General features: G+C 72.1%; 13 protein-coding genes and 2 pseudogenes. 6 read left to right on the top strand and 9 right to left on the bottom strand.

The genetic code is table 11. From position 1 onward, the window contains the following. The 3 genes from ACZ4SF_RS19385 (at position 1) to ACZ4SF_RS19375 (ending at position 3,323) form a co-directional block, all read left to right on the top strand. Positions 1 to 1,026, top strand: coding sequence for a P1 family peptidase (locus ACZ4SF_RS19385; protein ID WP_468385639.1), 1,026 nt, complete (start codon positions 1 to 3; stop codon positions 1,024 to 1,026). A gap of 172 nt (positions 1,027 to 1,198) precedes the next feature. After that, positions 1,199 to 2,419 carry a L,D-transpeptidase gene (locus tag ACZ4SF_RS19380; protein ID WP_468385636.1) on the top strand — a complete coding sequence of 407 codons (1,221 nt, stop codon included), beginning with the start codon at positions 1,199 to 1,201 and terminating at the stop codon, positions 2,417 to 2,419. A 157-nt stretch (positions 2,420 to 2,576) separates the two neighbouring features. Continuing rightward, positions 2,577 to 3,323: a DUF6227 family protein gene (locus ACZ4SF_RS19375; protein ID WP_468385633.1), complete on the top strand. Its 747-nt coding sequence runs from the start codon at positions 2,577 to 2,579 to the stop codon at positions 3,321 to 3,323. A 129-nt stretch (positions 3,324 to 3,452) separates the two neighbouring features. Here ACZ4SF_RS19375 and ACZ4SF_RS19370 read toward each other — a convergent pair whose 3' ends face one another. From ACZ4SF_RS19370 to ACZ4SF_RS19350, 5 genes are all read right to left on the bottom strand, one after another. Beyond that, positions 3,453 to 3,713: a hypothetical protein gene (locus ACZ4SF_RS19370; protein ID WP_468385630.1), complete on the bottom strand. Its 261-nt coding sequence runs from the start codon at positions 3,711 to 3,713 to the stop codon at positions 3,453 to 3,455. 120 nt (positions 3,714 to 3,833) lie between these two features. Beyond that, positions 3,834 to 6,218, bottom strand: a complete 2,385-nt coding sequence (locus ACZ4SF_RS19365; RefSeq protein WP_468385627.1) for a PTS fructose transporter subunit IIABC — start codon at positions 6,216 to 6,218, stop codon at positions 3,834 to 3,836. A 502-nt stretch (positions 6,219 to 6,720) separates the two neighbouring features. Further along, positions 6,721 to 7,668 (bottom strand): 1-phosphofructokinase, encoded by a 948-nt coding sequence (gene pfkB, locus ACZ4SF_RS19360; protein ID WP_468385625.1) that lies wholly within the window; start codon positions 7,666 to 7,668, stop codon positions 6,721 to 6,723. Then, complete coding sequence (locus tag ACZ4SF_RS19355; RefSeq protein WP_468385622.1) at positions 7,665 to 8,426, bottom strand: DeoR/GlpR family DNA-binding transcription regulator; 762 nt, start codon at positions 8,424 to 8,426, stop codon at positions 7,665 to 7,667. Before ACZ4SF_RS19355 ends, pfkB begins: the two co-directional genes overlap by 4 nt. 360 nt (positions 8,427 to 8,786) lie before the next feature. Further along, positions 8,787 to 10,226, bottom strand: a complete 1,440-nt coding sequence (locus tag ACZ4SF_RS19350) for an MFS transporter (RefSeq protein ID WP_468385991.1) — start codon at positions 10,224 to 10,226, stop codon at positions 8,787 to 8,789. A gap of 236 nt (positions 10,227 to 10,462) precedes the next feature. Between ACZ4SF_RS19350 and ACZ4SF_RS19345 the strand changes: the two genes are divergently transcribed. Further along, positions 10,463 to 11,455, top strand: a complete 993-nt coding sequence (locus tag ACZ4SF_RS19345; RefSeq protein WP_468385619.1) for a helix-turn-helix transcriptional regulator — start codon at positions 10,463 to 10,465, stop codon at positions 11,453 to 11,455. Between the two features lie 237 nt (positions 11,456 to 11,692). Here the strand turns inward: ACZ4SF_RS19345 and ACZ4SF_RS19340 are convergent. From ACZ4SF_RS19340 to ACZ4SF_RS19330, 3 genes and pseudogenes are all read right to left on the bottom strand, one after another. Then, positions 11,693 to 11,857, bottom strand: a pseudogene (locus tag ACZ4SF_RS19340) (TetR family transcriptional regulator); the annotation flags it as partial. A 621-nt stretch (positions 11,858 to 12,478) separates the two neighbouring features. Further along, positions 12,479 to 12,553: pseudogene (locus tag ACZ4SF_RS19335) on the bottom strand (TetR family transcriptional regulator); the annotation flags it as partial. A gap of 589 nt (positions 12,554 to 13,142) precedes the next feature. After that, complete coding sequence (locus ACZ4SF_RS19330; protein WP_468385616.1) at positions 13,143 to 14,141, bottom strand: sigma-70 family RNA polymerase sigma factor; 999 nt, start codon at positions 14,139 to 14,141, stop codon at positions 13,143 to 13,145. Between the two features lie 192 nt (positions 14,142 to 14,333). Between ACZ4SF_RS19330 and ACZ4SF_RS19325 the strand changes: the two genes are divergently transcribed. Next, positions 14,334 to 14,918: a GNAT family N-acetyltransferase gene (locus ACZ4SF_RS19325; protein ID WP_468385613.1), complete on the top strand. Its 585-nt coding sequence runs from the start codon at positions 14,334 to 14,336 to the stop codon at positions 14,916 to 14,918. A gap of 111 nt (positions 14,919 to 15,029) precedes the next feature. Here the strand turns inward: ACZ4SF_RS19325 and ACZ4SF_RS19320 are convergent, their stop codons facing one another. Beyond that, on the bottom strand, positions 15,030 to 15,821 hold the full coding sequence (locus ACZ4SF_RS19320; protein ID WP_468385610.1) for a dioxygenase family protein: 792 nt from the start codon (positions 15,819 to 15,821) through the stop codon (positions 15,030 to 15,032). A gap of 106 nt (positions 15,822 to 15,927) precedes the next feature. Between ACZ4SF_RS19320 and ACZ4SF_RS19315 the strand changes: the two genes are divergently transcribed. Further along, positions 15,928 to 16,440: a MarR family winged helix-turn-helix transcriptional regulator gene (locus tag ACZ4SF_RS19315; RefSeq protein ID WP_468385608.1), complete on the top strand. Its 513-nt coding sequence runs from the start codon at positions 15,928 to 15,930 to the stop codon at positions 16,438 to 16,440. Positions 16,441 to 16,443: the final 3 nt, after the last annotated feature.

The following is a 16,443-nucleotide window of genomic DNA, read 5'->3' as shown; positions in this document are numbered from 1 at the left end:
ATGACAGCTGACGCTTTGACGGACGTCGCCGGGCTGCGCGTGGGGCACGCCACCCGTACCGGCGACGGTTGGCTCACCGGCACCACGGTCGTCCTCGCCCCCGAGGGCGGCGCCGTCGCTGCCGTGGACGTGCGCGGCGGCGGACCCGGCACCAAGGAGACCGACGCGCTCGACCCGCGCAACCTGGTGCAGAAGGTGGACGCCATCGTGCTGACCGGAGGCAGTGCCTACGGGCTGGACGCGGCCTCCGGGGTGATGGCCTGGCTGGAGGAGGAGCGGCGCGGCGTGCGGGTGGGGACGGATCCGGCGCACGTCGTGCCGGTGGTGCCCGCCGCGTGCGTCTTCGACCTGGGGCGCGGCGGCGACTTCCGTGCGCGTCCGGACGCGGAGACCGGGCGCGCGGCGGTGGAGGCCGCCGCGGCGAGCAGGCCGGGCGCGCGGGTGGCCGAGGGGTGCGTGGGGGCCGGGACGGGCGCCGTCGTCGGACGGGTCAAGGGCGGGGTGGGCACCGCGAGTACGGTGCTCGGCTCGGGGATCACCGTGGCGGCGCTGGTGGTCGCGAACGCCGCGGGGTCGGCGGTGGATCCGGAGACGGGGGTGCTGTACGGCGAGTTGTTCCAGGGGCGGGTGCGGTACCCGAAGGCGCACGTGCACGAGGCCGCACGCCGGCGCCTGGACGAGAGCGCGGGCGGGAACCCGCCGGCACCGCTCAACACGACGCTGGCGGTGGTCGCGACGGACGCGGGTCTCTCCAAGGCACAGGCGCAGAAGCTCGCGGGCACGGCGCACGACGGGATCGCACGCGCCGTACGGCCGGTGCATCTCCTCAACGACGGGGACACGGTGTTCGCGCTGTCGACCAGCGGGCGTTCGCTCGACGTGCACCCCTTGGCGCTCAACGAGGTGCTCGCGGCCGGAGCGGATGTCGTGACCCGCGCGATCGTACGGGCCCTGCGCGCCGCCGAGTCGGTCGACGGACCGGGCGGGGCGTGGCCGTCGTACGGGGAGTTGTACGGGAGCGGCTGAAGCGCACGGGGACGGTGACGGGCCTCGTGGTGGCGGTTGTGGCCGTGGATTGTCGCGGTTCTGTCACGTGATGGCGTTCACGGGGGATGGATGGAACCTTCCCCGGCGTCGGCGCCCTCTCTCCTCACGGACGGGAACGGATCACCCACATCACACGAACTTGGAGCAGCCCGTGACAACGCCGGACATCACAGCGCGGCGCGTACTCGGGGCCTGTGCCGCCCTGATGGTCGGCGCCCTCACCCTGACCGCCTGCGGCGGGAGTGCCAACGCCAACAACGACGACGGCAAGGGCGGCAACAACTCCCCGAAGACGTCGACGGCGAAGATCAAGATCTCGGCCAAGGACGGCTCGACCGACGCGTCCATCAACGCCACCGGCGTGAAGGTCAGTGACGGCAAGCTGACCGACGTGAAGATGACCGCGTCGGACTCCGGCCAGGAGGTGCCCGGATCCATATCGGCGGACGGCAGCACCTGGAAGCCGAAGGAGCAGCTGGAGCGCGGCACGAAGTACCGGATAGCCGCGACCGCCAAGGACTCCGCAGGACGCACGGCGGCGGCCAACTCCATCTTCACCACCGTCACCACGGCGAACAGCTTCATCGGCACCTACACGCCGGACAACGGCGCGACGGTCGGCACAGGCATGCCGGTCTCCTTCACCTTCGACAAGGCGATCACCGACAAGAAGGCCGTGCAGTCGCACATCACGGTGAACTCCAGCAGCGGCCAGCAGGTGGTCGGGCACTGGTTCGGGAACCAGCGGCTGGACTTCCGGCCGCAGGAGTACTGGAAGGCCGGCTCCAAGGTCACGATGAAGATCGACCTGGACGGCGTGCAGGGCGCGAAGGGCGTCTACGGCGTGCAGAAGAAGAGCGTCTCCTTCACCATCGGGCGGTCGCAGGTCTCCACGGTCGACGTCAACACGCAGACCATGACGGTCGTGCGGGACGGCAAGACCATCAAGTCGGTGCCGATCTCGGCGGGCAGCGCGCAGCACACGACGTACAACGGGCAGATGGTGATCTCCGAGAAGTTCGTGCAGACCCGCATGAACGGCTCGACGGTCGGCTTCGGCGGGGAGTACGACATCCCGGACGTGCCGCACGCGATGCGACTGACGACGTCGGGGACGTTCATCCACGGCAACTACTGGTACAACAGGGGCAACCCGCCGTTCGGCCGGGAGGGCACCAGCCACGGCTGTGTCGGGCTCGCGGACGTGCAGGGGGCACAGGGCGCCACCTCGGCCAAGTGGTTCTTCGACAACTCGCTCGTCGGCGACGTCGTGATCGTCAAGAACTCCCCCGACACGACGGTCTCACCCGACAACGGCCTCAACGGCTGGAACATGTCCTGGAGCGCCTGGACCGCCGGGAGCGCCTCCTGAGCGGCGGGTTCTGACAGGTCAGCGGGCCGGGCGGGAACTTTCCGCGCGGCCCGCGCGTTTTCCCGGCGCACGTTTTCTCGGTTCCCGGACATGATGTCCGACCGAGGGGCTACGGTATGCACCCACAAGGTGACATGCAGCAACGCCGGGAGATGCCTTGAGCGTTCCGTACGAGACGGCAGCGTACGAACCAGCCGAGTCGCCCGAGTCTCCGGAGGAGCATCTCGCGCGACTCCTCGGCCGTGCCCTGAACTCCTTCGAGCTGCCCGACGAAGTGATACGGCAGCTCGACTGCGCGCTGGCGCACGACAGTTCGCTGCACTCGGCCTACCACAGCTCGGGACTGCGCCGTGAGACGTACCGGCACACCTGGCTGCTCGCCGACGGCTCGGCGGTCACCCTGTGGGAGCTGGTGCACAACCCCACGCCCGGCAGCGCCCCGGAGCACGAGGTGTACGTCGACGAGGAGGAGCTGCAGGCCGCCACGGCACGGCTCGGGCTGCCCCCGGACACGCAGGACTTCGAACTGCCCGCGCTCATGCGGCTGTGGGCGATTCCCGAGCCGAGGCAGATGTTCGCCTCCGACGACTCGGCGGACCACGCACGCCGGCTGCTGCGCCGCGCGGAGAACGCCGACCGGCCCGGCGCCGAGACGGCGGCGCTGCTCGCGACGGCGACCGCGCACGAGATCACGCAGGCGTTCGGGCGACCCGGCCGGGCCGGACGGGCGGGTCTGAGCTACGCGCTGTACGAGCACGCCTTCCTGCTGCCCGACGGCACCGAGATCTCCCTGTGGGAGGTCGAGCACACGGCGACCCCCGACGGGCGGCACATGTGCGAGGTGTACATGTCGGAGAACGCGGCCCGGGACGCCATGGAGAGGCGCGCGGCGCGGCAGGGGTAGCCGCCGCGGACACGGCCCGGTGCGCGCCTCTGCGCCGCCGGCCGGCTTCCCCCACCGGGCAGGACGGCACGGCCGGACCCGCGCCTTCGCGTCCGCCCGGGCGGGACGAGCCCCATCCCCCGTCTTGTCTCAGCCGTTGGCGAATTGCCGTACGAGGCCCGCGAAGGCGTCCCGTTCCGCGGGAGTCAGCTCGACCGACTCCAGCGCGGGTCCGACACGGTTCTGGCGCGGCAGGGCCGGGAGCGGCGCGCAGGGGCGCCGGACGGCGGCCGGGCGGCCGGTGCCGCGCAGCAGGCGCAGCAGGCGGTACAGGACGACGGCCCAGGCGACGGCCGCCACAGCGAGGACGGCCACGCCGATCAGCTGGAGAGGCGGGACGTGATCAGGCATGCGCCCCAGTACACACCACAGTCCGGGACTTTGGCCCCGGACCGTGATGTATCTCGCAGGTGCCGTGAACAAGTCACAGCGCACTAAAGGGACAAGGTGCCGTGCGCTCGGGTACGGCGGTCAGGCCGCTATCGGCTGCTTGGTCTCCTTCGGTGCGGCACCCGGGTCCGCCGCGGGGTCGGTGGCCGTGGCCTCCTCAACCCGCTTGCGCATGCCCTTCAGGAGGACGACCAGGACCGTGGTGGCGCAGACGCCGGCCACGATGGCGACGAGGTACAGGAACGGGTTGCCGATCAGCGGGACCACGAAGATGCCGCCGTGCGGGGCGCGCAGGGTGGTGTCGAAGACCATCGCCATGGCGCCGGTGAGCGCACCGCCCACCATCGACGACGGGATGACCCGCAGCGGGTCCGCCGCCGCGAACGGGATCGCGCCCTCGGAGATGAAGGACGCGCCCAGCACCCAGGCGGCCTTGCCGTTCTCACGTTCCGCCCTGGTGAACAGCCTGCCGCGCACGGTGGTGGCCAGGGCCATCGCCAGCGGCGGGACCATGCCGGCCGCCATCACCGCGGCCATGATCTTCATCGCGGAGTCGCTGGGGTTCGAGACCGCGATGCCGGCGGTGGCGAAGGTGTAGGCGACCTTGTTGACCGGGCCACCGAGGTCGAAACACATCATCAGGCCGAGCAGGGCGCCCAGCAGGACGGCGTTCGCGCCGGTGAGGCTGTTCAGCCAGTCGGTGAGGCCCTTCTGGGCGGTGGCGATGGGCTTGCCGATCACGACGAGCACCAGGAACCCGACGATCGCCGAGGAGATCAGCGGGATCACGACCACCGGCATGATGCCGCGCAACGCCGCCGGGATCCGCACCTTCTGGATCGCCATCACCACGCCACCGGCGACCAGACCGGCCGCCAGGCCGCCGAGGAAGCCCGCGTTGATGTCGAGGGCTATCGCGCCGCCGACGAAACCGGGGACGAGGCCGGGGCGGTCGGCCATGCCGTACGCGATGTAGCCGGCCAGGACCGGGACGAGGAACTTGAAGGCCACGCCGCCGATCTGGTAGAGCAGGGCGCCCCAGCTGCCGGTCTGGGTCCACGCGAAGTGGTCCACGACCGACGGTGCCTTGTCGACCTGCCACCCGCCGATCGCGAAGCCCAGGGCGATGAGGAGACCGCCGGCGGCGACGAACGGAACCATGTAGCTGACGCCGGACATCAGCCAGGTGCGGAGCCTGGTGCCGTAGCCCTCGGTGGCGTCGCCGGCGCGCTCGACCGGCGTGCCGGCCGGCGCCTGCGCCGGGGCGCTCGCCTCGCCTCGCGCCGCCTTCTCACGGACCTCCGTGATGAGTTCGGCGGGGCGGTTGATACCCGCCTTGACGCCCACGTCGACGGCCGGCTTGCCGGCGAAGCGGTCCTTGTCGCGTACGGGGACGTCGTGCGCGAAGATCACGGCGTCTGCCGCGGCGATCACCGCGGGGTCCAGCCGGGTGAAGCCGGCCGAGCCCTGCGTCTCGACGACCACCTCGACGCCCGCCTCACGGCCGGCGTTCTCCAGGGACTCGGCGGCCATGTACGTGTGCGCGATGCCGGTGGGGCAGGAGGTGACGGCGACGACCCGGAAGGGCGACGCGTCGGATCCGGCGCCGCCTTCGGCACCGGAACGGGAGCCGGCACCGGTGGCAGCGGTGCCGGTGGGAGCAGTGCCGGTGGCAGCGGTGCCGGTGGCACCGGTGCCGGCTGCGGCCTCGGCAGGGGGCGTGCCCTCGACACCAGCGCCCTCAGCGCCGGTGGCCGCAGCACCAGCACCCTCAGCGCCCGCATCCCCAGCTCCCGCGCGCCCGGCGTCTGTGCCCTCGACGCTTGCGTCAGCCCTGCGCGCCGTACTGCCCGCCGCGGCGCCGGCGGAGGCCGCCACCGGTGCCGCGGCGGTGTCTTCGGAGGTGCCCGCGGCACCCTGACCGGTGCCGGGGGCACCCTGACCGGCGCTCGCGTCACCTCGCGCGCTCCCGGCGGCCGGAGCAGCGCCCGCGGCCTCCTCCTGCGCGCCCTCACTCGACGGCACCTCGTCCCCCCGGATCAGCGCCGCAGCCGTCTCCGCGTCGCTCACCGCCCGCAGCGCGGAGGTGAACTCGGTGTTCATCAACTGGCGCGCCAGGGAGGACAGGATCGTCAGGTGGGCGTCGTCGGCGCCGGCCGGTGCGGCGATCAGGAAGATCAGGTCCGCCGGGCCGTCCGGGGCACCGAAGTCGATGCCGGCGGCGCTGCGGCCGAAGGCGAGGGTCGGTTCGGTGACATGGGCGCTGCGGCAGTGCGGGATGCCGATGCCGCCGTCGAGCCCGGTCGGCATCTGGGCCTCGCGGGCGGCCACGTCGGCGAGGAAGCCGTCCAGGTCGGTCACCCGGCCCTGGGCCACCATGCGCTCGGCGAGGGAGCGCGCCGCCGCTTCCTTGGTTTCGGCGGACAGGTCGAGGGCGACCAGGTCCGCGGTGATCATGTCGCTCATCGCGGGCTCCTAAGCACGCGTATCGCCCGGGGGGAGGGATGGGCGGAGGTGGGGACGGGGGTGTGGTGCGGGAACGGGACGGTGTGGGAGACAGGGCTGGGGGAACCCTGACTCCCCGCGACGGCGCGGCGGTTCGGACGACCCGGACTCCCCGACGCGACGCGGCAACTCAGACCGCCCGGACCCCCCACGACAGCGCAGCAGCTCAGACGGCCCGGACTCCCCGACGCGGCGCGGCAACTCAGACGGCGCGGACCCCCCACGGCGGCGCAGCAGCTCGGACCGCCCTGACTCACCGACGCGGCGCAGCAGCTCGGACGACCCTGCCTCACCGACTCTGTGCGGTGGTTCGGACGGCCGTGTCGCCGCGGGGCCGCGGCGAATGGCGGGGAGCATCGGCGCTTGGGGACGGGTCGGGTGGGTGCGTCCGGGCGGGCGGGCGTGGGCCGTCCGCCACCCAGGTGCCGGGTTCCGGGGCGAGTTCCGCGGAGCGTGAGGGAGTTCATGACGTCGGCTCCGTGAGTGCTCGGTCGACCGGGATGTCCGCCGTGACCGTGACCGCCGTCGGGTCGAGGTCGGCGGGAGTCGGCATCACGCTGCCGGGGAGCCGTACGGCGGCGGCGCCGTGGGCGACTGCGGAGGCCAGGGCCTCGGGGCCGGTGCCGCCGGCGATGAGGAAGCCGGCGAGTGAGGCGTCGCCGGCGCCGACGTTGCTGCGGACGGCGGCCACGCGTGCGCAGCCGAACCAGGCACCGGTGTCCGACACCAGGAGCTGGCCGTCGGCGCCCAGGCTCGCGAGCACGGCGCGTGCGCCCAGCGCGCGCACTTCCTCGGCCGCCTTGAGCGCGTCGCCCACGGTTGCCAGGGGGCGCCCGACCGCCTCCGCCAGCTCCTCGGCGTTGGGCTTCACCACGTCGGGTTGCGCGCGCAGCGCCTCCAGCAGCGCACGCCCCGAGGTGTCCAGGGCGATGCGCGCGCCCCCAGCGTGCGCTCGCATGACGACGTCGGCGTACCAGGAGGGCGCAAGCCCCCGGGGGAGGCTGCCGCAGCACGCGATCCAGTCGGCGCTCCGCGACTGCTCGCGCACCGTCTCCAGGAGCCGCTCCTGCTCCGCCGGCGACAGCTCGGGCCCGGGCGCGTTGATCTTCGTGAGCACTCCGCCGGACTCTGCGAGGGCGATGTTGGAGCGGGTGGCGCCGGCGACCGGCACCGGCGCGACCTCGATGCCCTGCAGGTCGAGCAGGTCCGCGAGGAGCGCCCCCGGCGCACCGCCCAGGGGCAGGACCGCGACCGTGCGCCGGCCGCCGGCGGCGACGGCACGCGACACGTTCACGCCCTTGCCGCCGGGGTCCATGCGCTCGGCGTCGGCGCGGTTGACCTCGCCGCGCTCCAGGGCGGGAACCTCGTAGGTGCGGTCGAGGGAGGGGTTGGGGGTGACGGTGAGGATCATGCGCGTACTACTTCCGTGCCGCCGCGTTCGATGGCGGCGGTGTCTTCGGGGCTCATCCCGCTGTCGGTGATCAGCAGGTCCACGTCGCTCAGGCCGCCGAACCGGGCGAAGTGCTCCTGACCGTGCTTGGCGGAGTCGGCCAGCAGCACCACGCGCCGCGCGGCGGTGATCGCCGCGCGCTTGACCGCGGCCTCGGCGAGGTCGGGGGTGGTCAGACCGTGCGCGGCGGAGAAGCCGTTGGCGGCGACGAAGAGGACGTCGGCGCGGATCTCGCCGTACGCGCGCAGCGCCCAGGCGTCCACGGCGGCGCGCGTGCGGTGCCGTACCCGCCCCCCGACCAGATGGAGCTGGATGCCCGGATGGTCGGCGAGACGGGCGGCGATGGGCAGGCTGTGCGTGACGACGGTGAGGGAGGCCTCCAGCGGGATCGCGGCCGCCAGGCGCGCCACCGTCGTGCCGGCGTCGAGGATCATCGTGCCCTCGGCCGGCAGTTCGGTGAGGGCGGACTTGGCGATCCGGTCCTTCTCGTCGGCGGCGGTGGACTCGCGTTCGGCGAGGTCCGGCTCGAAGTCGAGACGGCCGGCCGGGATGGCGCCGCCGTGCACCCGGCGGAGGAGCCCGGCGCGGTCGAGGGCCTTCAGGTCGCGGCGGATGGTCTCCGCGGTGACCTGGAACTCCTCGGCCAGCGACAGTACGTCCACCCGGCCGCCGTCACGGGCCAGCCGGAGGATCTCCTGCTGCCGTTCCGGTGCGTACATGTCCGCTCGCCTCCGCCTCGTTGTCCGGTCGCTTCCGCCTCGTTGTCCGGTCACTTCCGAAGTCATGCCCGAACGTGTGGTTTCACTCGAGAGTACGTCTGGATTTCCCGGAAAGTAAATAGGTTCGGGCGAAAGCGGGCATGAACGGACTTCCGGGTCCGGGCTGGGACTCTCCCGCACGACCGGCAGCACGAAGCGGTACGCCACGGGAACAGCCGGTACGCGACCAGAGACCCGATGCACGGCGGAGGGCCCGGTACACGGCGGACGGCCCGGTACACGGCCGAGGACCACCGGTACGCGGCGGAGGGCCCGGTACCTGGTCGGTACCGGGCCCTTCCTCGCGTCTGTCCCGGACACTCAGGACACGAGTGCGCGCTCCTTCTCCACCACCGCGGGCTCCTCCTCGCCGGCCCCCTCCACATGCTGGGCCGGGCGCTTCGGCAGGGCGAACATCAGCAGGAAGATCGCGCCCATGATCCCGGCGACCCACCACAGCGCGTGCTGGAAGGCGTGGACGAAGGCCGGGCCGATCTGGGCCGAGGTCAGCCGGTCACCGATCTCCCCGAAGAACACGACCGACACGAGACCCAGTCCGAGCGCGTTGCCCATCTGCTGAACGGTGTTGATCAGCCCGGACGCCGAGCCGGCGTGCTCGCGCGGCACCTCCGAGAGCACCGCGTCGGTCAGCGGGGCGACGATCAGCCCCATGCCGACGCCCATCACCACGAGCGGCAGGGCCATCTGCCAGGAGGCGATGCCGAGGCCGTACCGGTGGGCCTCCCAGAGGTAGAGCAGCACGCCCACGCCCATGACCAGCGCGCCCGCCTGGAGCACCTTGCGGCCGAACCGCGGGACGAGCTGCTGCACCGACAGTCCGGCCGCCGTGGACACCGCGATCGAGAACGGTACGCCCGTCAGTCCGGCCCGCAGCGGGCGCCAGCCCAGGCCGATCTGCATGTACAGCGTCCAGACCAGGAAGAAGATGCCGAGCGCGACACCGAAGACGGTCTGTACGGCGATGCCCGCGGCGAAGCTCTTCACCTTGAACAGCGACAGTTCGACCAGCGGCGAGCCGTCCCGGGCCGCCTTGCGCCGCTCGTACGCCACCAGCGCCACGAAGACACCGAGGGCGCCGGCCATCGAGACGTACCCCCACAGCGGCCAGTCCAGCTCCCGCCCGCGGGTGAGCGGGTAGAGCAGCATCAGCAGGCCCAGCGAGACCAGGGCGACACCGACGAGGTCCAGCTTCAGCGCCTTCGGGGCGCGGGACTCCGTGATGAAGCGGCGGCCGAGGAGGAAGGAGACGACGCCGACGGGCAGGTTGATCAGGAAGATCGGACGCCACTCGAGTCCGAACAGGTTCCACTCCGTCAGCAGGGCGCCCAGCAGCGGACCGGAGACCGCGCCGAGACCGACGACCGCACCGAACAAGCCGAAAACCTTGCCGCGCTCGTGGGCCGGGAAGGTGGCGTGCACGATCGACAGCACCTGCGGCACCATCATCGCCGCCATGCCGCCCTGCAGGATGCGCGAGGCGACCAGCATCTCCGGGTTCGCGGCGAAGCCGCACAGGGCGGAGGCGAGGGTGAAGCCGCCGATGCCGATGAGGAACACCCGCTTGCGGCCGTGGATGTCGCCGAGCCGGCCGCCGGTGATCAGTCCGGCGGCGAAGGCGAGGGCGTAGCCGGCGGTTATCCACTGGATCTGGCTGACCGAGGCGTGGGCGGTCCGCTCGATGGACGGGATGGCGATGTTGACGATCGTCACGTCGACCAGGTCCATGAAGGCGGCGGTCATGACGATGGCGAGGGCGAACCAGCGGGTGCGGCCGGAGGCCGGTCCGGAGGACCCCGTCGTGGCGCCTGCGGCGGGCAGGCCCTCCGTCGCCGGGATCGGCCGGCTGTCCGTCGTCCGGGTCTGCTCGGGCAGTTCCCCGCGCACCTTCGGGGTTTTGCGGTCGTTCGGTGTCATGAGTTCAAGGTAGGACCTCACTAGGTCAGGTCGTGTCCTATATCTCCGGCATCCTCGTTGTTATGACGACCGACACTCCGGCACGGCTGCTGCAGCTTCTCTCCCTCCTCCAGACGCCCCGCGAGTGGCCCGGCGGCGAGCTGGCCGATCGGCTCGGGGTGTCCCGGCGTACCGTGCGCCGGGACATCGACCGGCTGCGCGAGCTGGGCTATCCGGTGCAGGCCACCAAGGGGTCCGACGGCGGGTACCGGCTGGTCGCGGGCAAGGCGATGCCACCGCTGGTGCTGGACGACGAGGAGGCGGTCGCCATCGCGGTGGGCCTGCGGGCCGGCGCCGGGCACGCGGTGGAGGGCGTGGACGAGGCGTCCGTACGGGCCCTGGCCAAGCTGGAGCAGGTGCTGCCGGCCCGGCTGCGCCACCGGGTGTCCACGCTGCAGGCCGCGACCACACCGCTGACCAGTGGTGACGGGCCGAGCATCGCGCCCGAGACGCTGACCGTGATGGCGTCGACGGTCGCGGGGCACGAGCGGCTGCGGTTCGCCTACCGCGACAAGGACGGCAGCGCGTCCCGCCGCCTGACCGAACCGCACCGGCTGGTGTCGACCGGGCGGCGCTGGTACCTGGTCGCCTACGACCTCGACCGGACGGACTGGCGTACCTTCCGGGTGGACCGCGTGAGCGAGCCCTTCGCGACCGGAGTCCGGTTCGCACCAAGGGAGTTGCCGACCGGCAGCGCCGCCGAGTACCTGCGGCAGTCCATCCACCGGCGCCAGGACACGTACACCTTCGAGGTGCGGTTCGCCGCACCGGCGGAGCAGGTCTCCGCACGGGTGCCGGGATGGCTCGGGACACCGGAGGACGACGGCACGGACACCTGCGTCCTGCGGGGCACCACCGGCGACCCCGTGCAGTGGCTGGCGGTACGGCTGGCCATGGCGGGGTGCGAGTTCGAGGTACGCAGGCCGAAGGAACTGGTGCTGTGCGTACGCGAGATGGGCGGCCGACTCGCACGGGCGGGGGGCGGCACCGCACGCCCGGACACCGGGGCCCACTAGGAGAACCGACGCCTCGGGAAGCCCCCTCACCCGGGGGTGTCGTTCGGATCAGGTCGGATCGGGCCGCGGCGTCCGGTGCGGTGCATCGCACGGCGGAGGATCTCGCGCGTACCGGGCATACTCGGGTGATCCGACGACGCGACGAGGTACCGTGCCAGGCGTCGCGGGGTGCCGTGCCAGGCGTCGCGACCCCGGGCTGAACCACACGACATGCCCTGGTCGTCCTCCCGGCAGGGCCTAGTCCTTCTCCCCCCACGCGAACCCTCGCAGCGCGGCCAGATTGCGCAGCGCCAGTGCCGCCGGGCCGGCCGGGCCCGTCGGCGGGGCCTCCGTGCCGGCCCAGGACTCCACGGCCACACGGACGGCGGCGCCTGCGACGGCAGCGGCGAAACGGAGATCGGGGGCGACAGCCACCGGGCTGGTGGTCCGAACCGGATCCGAAGACGCCGCCACCCGGCCCGCAGCGCCCTGCACCGGCCCCGCCGCACCCGGCTCCGAAGCGCCCGGCGCCCAGCCCGGTTCCCCGGGCGGTGCGCCGGCATTGGCGGCATCGGCGTTGGCAGCGCCAGCGTCGGCGGCGTTGGCGGCGGCGTTGGCGCCAGCGTCGGCAGCATCGGCGTTGGCGGCGCCTGCGTTGGCGGCGCCTGCGTCGGCGGCATCGACGGCATCGGTGTCGGCGGCGCCCTCGCCAACCGTCCCCGGCCTCCGCGCCGTCAGGATCTCCGCCAGCACTCCTTCCGACGCCTGGCACACCTCCGCCCAGACCTTGCGCAGAGCCGTGCTGGTGCCGGCCATGCGGATCAGGGTGCGAACCCACTCCCAGGACGCGGCGGAGACAGCGGCTCCCGGGGTGAGGGTGTGGCGGACGGCGTGTTCCAGTGCCTCCGCGACTGGAAGGTGGGCCGGGGCCGCGCGGACCGCTTCCGCCCAGCGCTGGGCGCCGGCCGCGTAAAGGGGGGCCACCGCCTCCTCCTTGGTGGCGAAATAGCGATAGAACGTGCGCGGTGCGATGCCGGCGGCCTGGGCGATGTCCTCGGCGCGGGTTGCCCGCAAGCCCTGCTGGACGAAGAGCGCTGCCGCCGCCCGCGCGATCTCCATCCGGGTCTCGGCCTTCCGGCGTTCCGTGAGGGAGGGCTGCGCGGAGGCGGAAAACGGCTGGTGGGCGGTGTTGCGGGTGGTGCTCATCCCGGCAGGGTATGCCCGTGTGGCAGAATCTGCCATCCGGCGGTCCACCCCGGGGTTCAGGTACGGGGTGGGCCGCCGTTCCAGTTGCGGTCTCCCTGCCTGGGCCCATGGGGAAACGAAGAAGCCGGACTCCGGCGCCCGGGGGGATAGGCGCCGAAGTCCGGCTCGGGGACGTCCCGGCGCCGGGGGGGATTGCGGCGGGACGCGGCTTGCGTGGGGTCGGCCGAGATCGGCCGGGTGCGGTTGGTGGGGAGTGCGGTACCCGGGGCTCCTGCTCCTGGGCTCGGAAGGGTTTTTCCCGCGGGCCCTCGGGTTGAAGCGACGGGACTACGTCATGTTTGCGCCGTCTTTCGCCACCGGGCGTGCGCGCCGCGCGAGGCACCGTACGCCTCGCGCGCCACCCCGCCGTACGGCCGTTACGGCAGCCTTCGCACATCCGTCAGGGCACCCCGTGCCTCACCCCGGGCGCGCCCGGGCATCGACATCCGTTGCGCCGCCGCCGTCACGCCGCCGCGTCGAAGCCGGTGCTGCGGGCCAGCTTCTTCAGTTCGAGGAGGGCGTGCTTCTCGATCTGACGGATGCGCTCGCGGGTCAGTCCGTGTTCCTTGCCGACCTCTGTGAGGGTGCGCTCGCGGCCGTCCTCGATGCCGTACCGCATCTTGATGATGGAGGCCGTGCGCTGGTCCAGGCGGCCGATCAGGTCGTCCAGTTCCTCGCTGCGCAGGAGGGTGAGGACCGACTGCTCGGGAGAGACGGCGGAAGTGTCCTCCAGCAGGTCGCCGAACTGGGTCTCGCCCTCGTCGTCCACCGACATGTTCAGGGACACCGGGTCGCGGGCCCAGTCGAGGACATCGATGACGCGCTCCGGCGTCGAACCCAGCTCCGCGGCGATCTCGGCCGGCTCAGGCTCGCGGCCGTTCTCGCGGTTGAACTCGCGCTGGATGCGGCGGATACGGCCCAGCTCCTCCACCAGGTGGACGGGGAGCCGGATCGTGCGGGACTGGTCGGCGATGGAGCGGGTGATGGCCTGACGGATCCACCAGGTGGCGTACGTCGAGAACTTGAAGCCCTTGCGGTAGTCGAACTTCTCCACGGCGCGCACCAGGCCTGCGTTGCCCTCCTGGATCAGGTCGAGCAGGGGCAGGCCGCTGCGCGGGTAGCGCCGGGCGACCGCGACGACCAGGCGGAGGTTGGAGCGGATGAAGACGTCCTTGGCCCGCTCACCGGCGGCGACCAGGGCCTCGAGCTCCTCGCGGGAGGCGTCCGACTTGGACTCCTCCTCGCCGTCGAGTACCTGCCTCGCGAAGACACCCGCCTCGATGGTCTGGGACAGCTCGACCTCTTTGGCGGCGTCGAGCAGCGGCGTACGCGCGATCTCGTCGAGGTACATGCCGACCAGGTCGCGGTCTGCGATCTCGCCGCCATGAGCGCGAACACTGCTTGCCGAGTCGGCCGTCTCGCCGGTGGCGGACTGACGACGGGCGACGGCACGGGTTGCCATGCGTGCTCCCTTGCGTTGGTGGGCTGGCGGGTGGTCCGGGTGAACGCTCGGCACGGGGAGGGCTGTCTTGGGGACTCTCTCCGAGTGCCCTGCATCCGTGGGGAACAACGACTGGAATCCGGACAGAATTCCCAACCCACCCCTCTATTTTTCTGATCATGCAGTACCCTGTCGGCCACGCAGGGAGGCATGATGCCGTCGGAACATGCTGAGGTGCAGGTCAGGCCAGGAGCCGAGGAGGACCTCGATGCCCTCACGGCGATCTACAACCACTACGTTCGCGAGACGGCCATCACGTTCGACACCACGATCTTCACCCCGGAGGAGCGCCGCCCTTGGCTGCTCTCCCACCCGGAAGACGGGCCCTACCGGCTGATGGTTGCCAGGCAGAAGGACTCTCGGCGAATTCTGGGGTACGCCACGTCCAGCCCCTTCCGGCCGAAGCCGGCGTACGGGACGTCCGTGGAGACGTCGGTGTACCTCGCCCCGGCACCCTCAGGGGGCACGCCCGGCGGGCGCGGGATCGGCAGCCTGCTCTACGGCGCCCTCTTCGAGGCCCTGGCCGGCGAGGACGTGCACCGCGCGTACGCCGGGATCGCCCAGCCGAACGAGGCGTCAACCCGGCTGCACGAGCGCTTCGGCTTTCGGTACGTCGGCACGTACCGCGAGGTGGGCCGCAAGTTCGGCCGCTACTGGGACGTGGCCTGGTACGAGAAGGAACTGCAGGCCGCGGGGAGCCGTGGGCCGCGAGGAGCTGTCGACCGCGAAGAGCCGTGAGCAGCCATGGATCCGGGGGGAAGCCGTGGGTCGCAAGCAGCCATGGATCCGCGGGGAAGCCGTCGGTCGCGAGCAGCCTTGGCGGCGGGGAGCTGTGGGCCGCCGGGAGGCTCAGCCGAACTGCACCGACCGCTTCGCCATTCCCATCCAGAACCCGTCGATCACCGACTTCTGCGCATCCGGTTCGCCGCCCGCCTCGGCCGCACCCATGGTGACGAAGAGCGGGGCGAAGTGTTCGGTGCGCGGGTGGGCGTAGCAGCCGGCCGGGGCCTTGTGCAGGAAGTCGAGCAGGGCGTCCCAGTCGCGGGCCTCCAGCGCTCGCCGGCCCCAGTCGTCGAACTCGGCCGACCAGCTCGGCACGCCGGGGCCGGTGTGGCGCAGGGCGGCGAGGTTGTGGGTGAAGAAGCCGGAGCCGACGATCAGCACGCCCTCGTCGCGCAGCGGGGCGAGCTTGCGGCCGATGTCCATCAGACGGACGGGGTCGAGGGTGGGCAGGGAGATCTGCAGGACGGGGATGTCGGCGGCGGGGAACATCTCGACGAGGGGGACGTAGGCGCCGTGGTCGAGGCCGCGGTCGGGGATGTCCTGGACGGGGATGCCGGGGGCGCGCAGCAGCTTGCGGACGGAGTCGGCGAGCGCGGGGGCGCCGGGGGCGGCGTACCGGACCCGGTAGTAGTGCTCGGGGAAGCCCCAGAAGTCGTACACGAGGGGGACGGTCTCGACCGCGCCGAGGGCGAGCGGGGCCTCCTCCCAGTGGGCGGAGACCATGAGGATCGCCCGGGGGCGGGGCAGGCCGGCGGACCATGCGGCGAGCTGAGCGGGCCATATCGGGTCGTCGGCGAGCGGCGGGGCGCCGTGGCTGAGGTACAGGGCGGGCATGCGTTCCTGGGCGGTGGCGGACATCGCGGCGGCTCCCTGCGCTTCCAGATACTTTAATTCTCAAGCTCTCAGGGAAACCCTACGCCGCACTTGTTCAAGTTTCAAGGAGATGCCTCGTACAGTGGAACGCATGAACAGGGCACCGGACCCCGCCGCCGCACCGCACCGCTGGCTCACCGATGAGGAACAGCGCGTCTGGCGCGCCTACCTGCACGCCACCACCCTCCTGGAGGACCATCTCGACCGGCAGCTGCAGCGCGACGCGGGCATGCCGCACATCTACTACGGCCTCCTCGTGGGTCTCGCCGAGGCACCGCGCCGCCGGCTGCGGATGACCGAGCTGGCGATGCAGGCGAAGATCACCCGCTCCCGGCTCTCGCACGCGATCGCCCGGCTGGAGAAGAACGGCTGGGTGCGCCGGGAGGACTGCCCCTCCGACAAGCGGGGCCAGTTCGCGGTGCTCACCGACGAGGGCCAGGAGGTGCTGCGGCGCACCGCGCCCGGCCATGTGACCGCAGTACGGCTCGCCCTGTTCGAGCGGCTGAGCCCGGAGCAGCAGAAGACCCTCGGCGAGATCATGGAGATCGTCGCCGAGGGCCTCCAGCCCGACGAAGCGGGTGCGGACCTGCCCTGGCTCCGCTAGGGG

The sequence above is a fragment of the Streptomyces sp. NPDC027663 genome (genome assembly GCF_055566415.1).
Note: the sequence above shows the minus strand (reverse complement) of the source record. Positions and strands in the feature narration are given on the sequence as shown.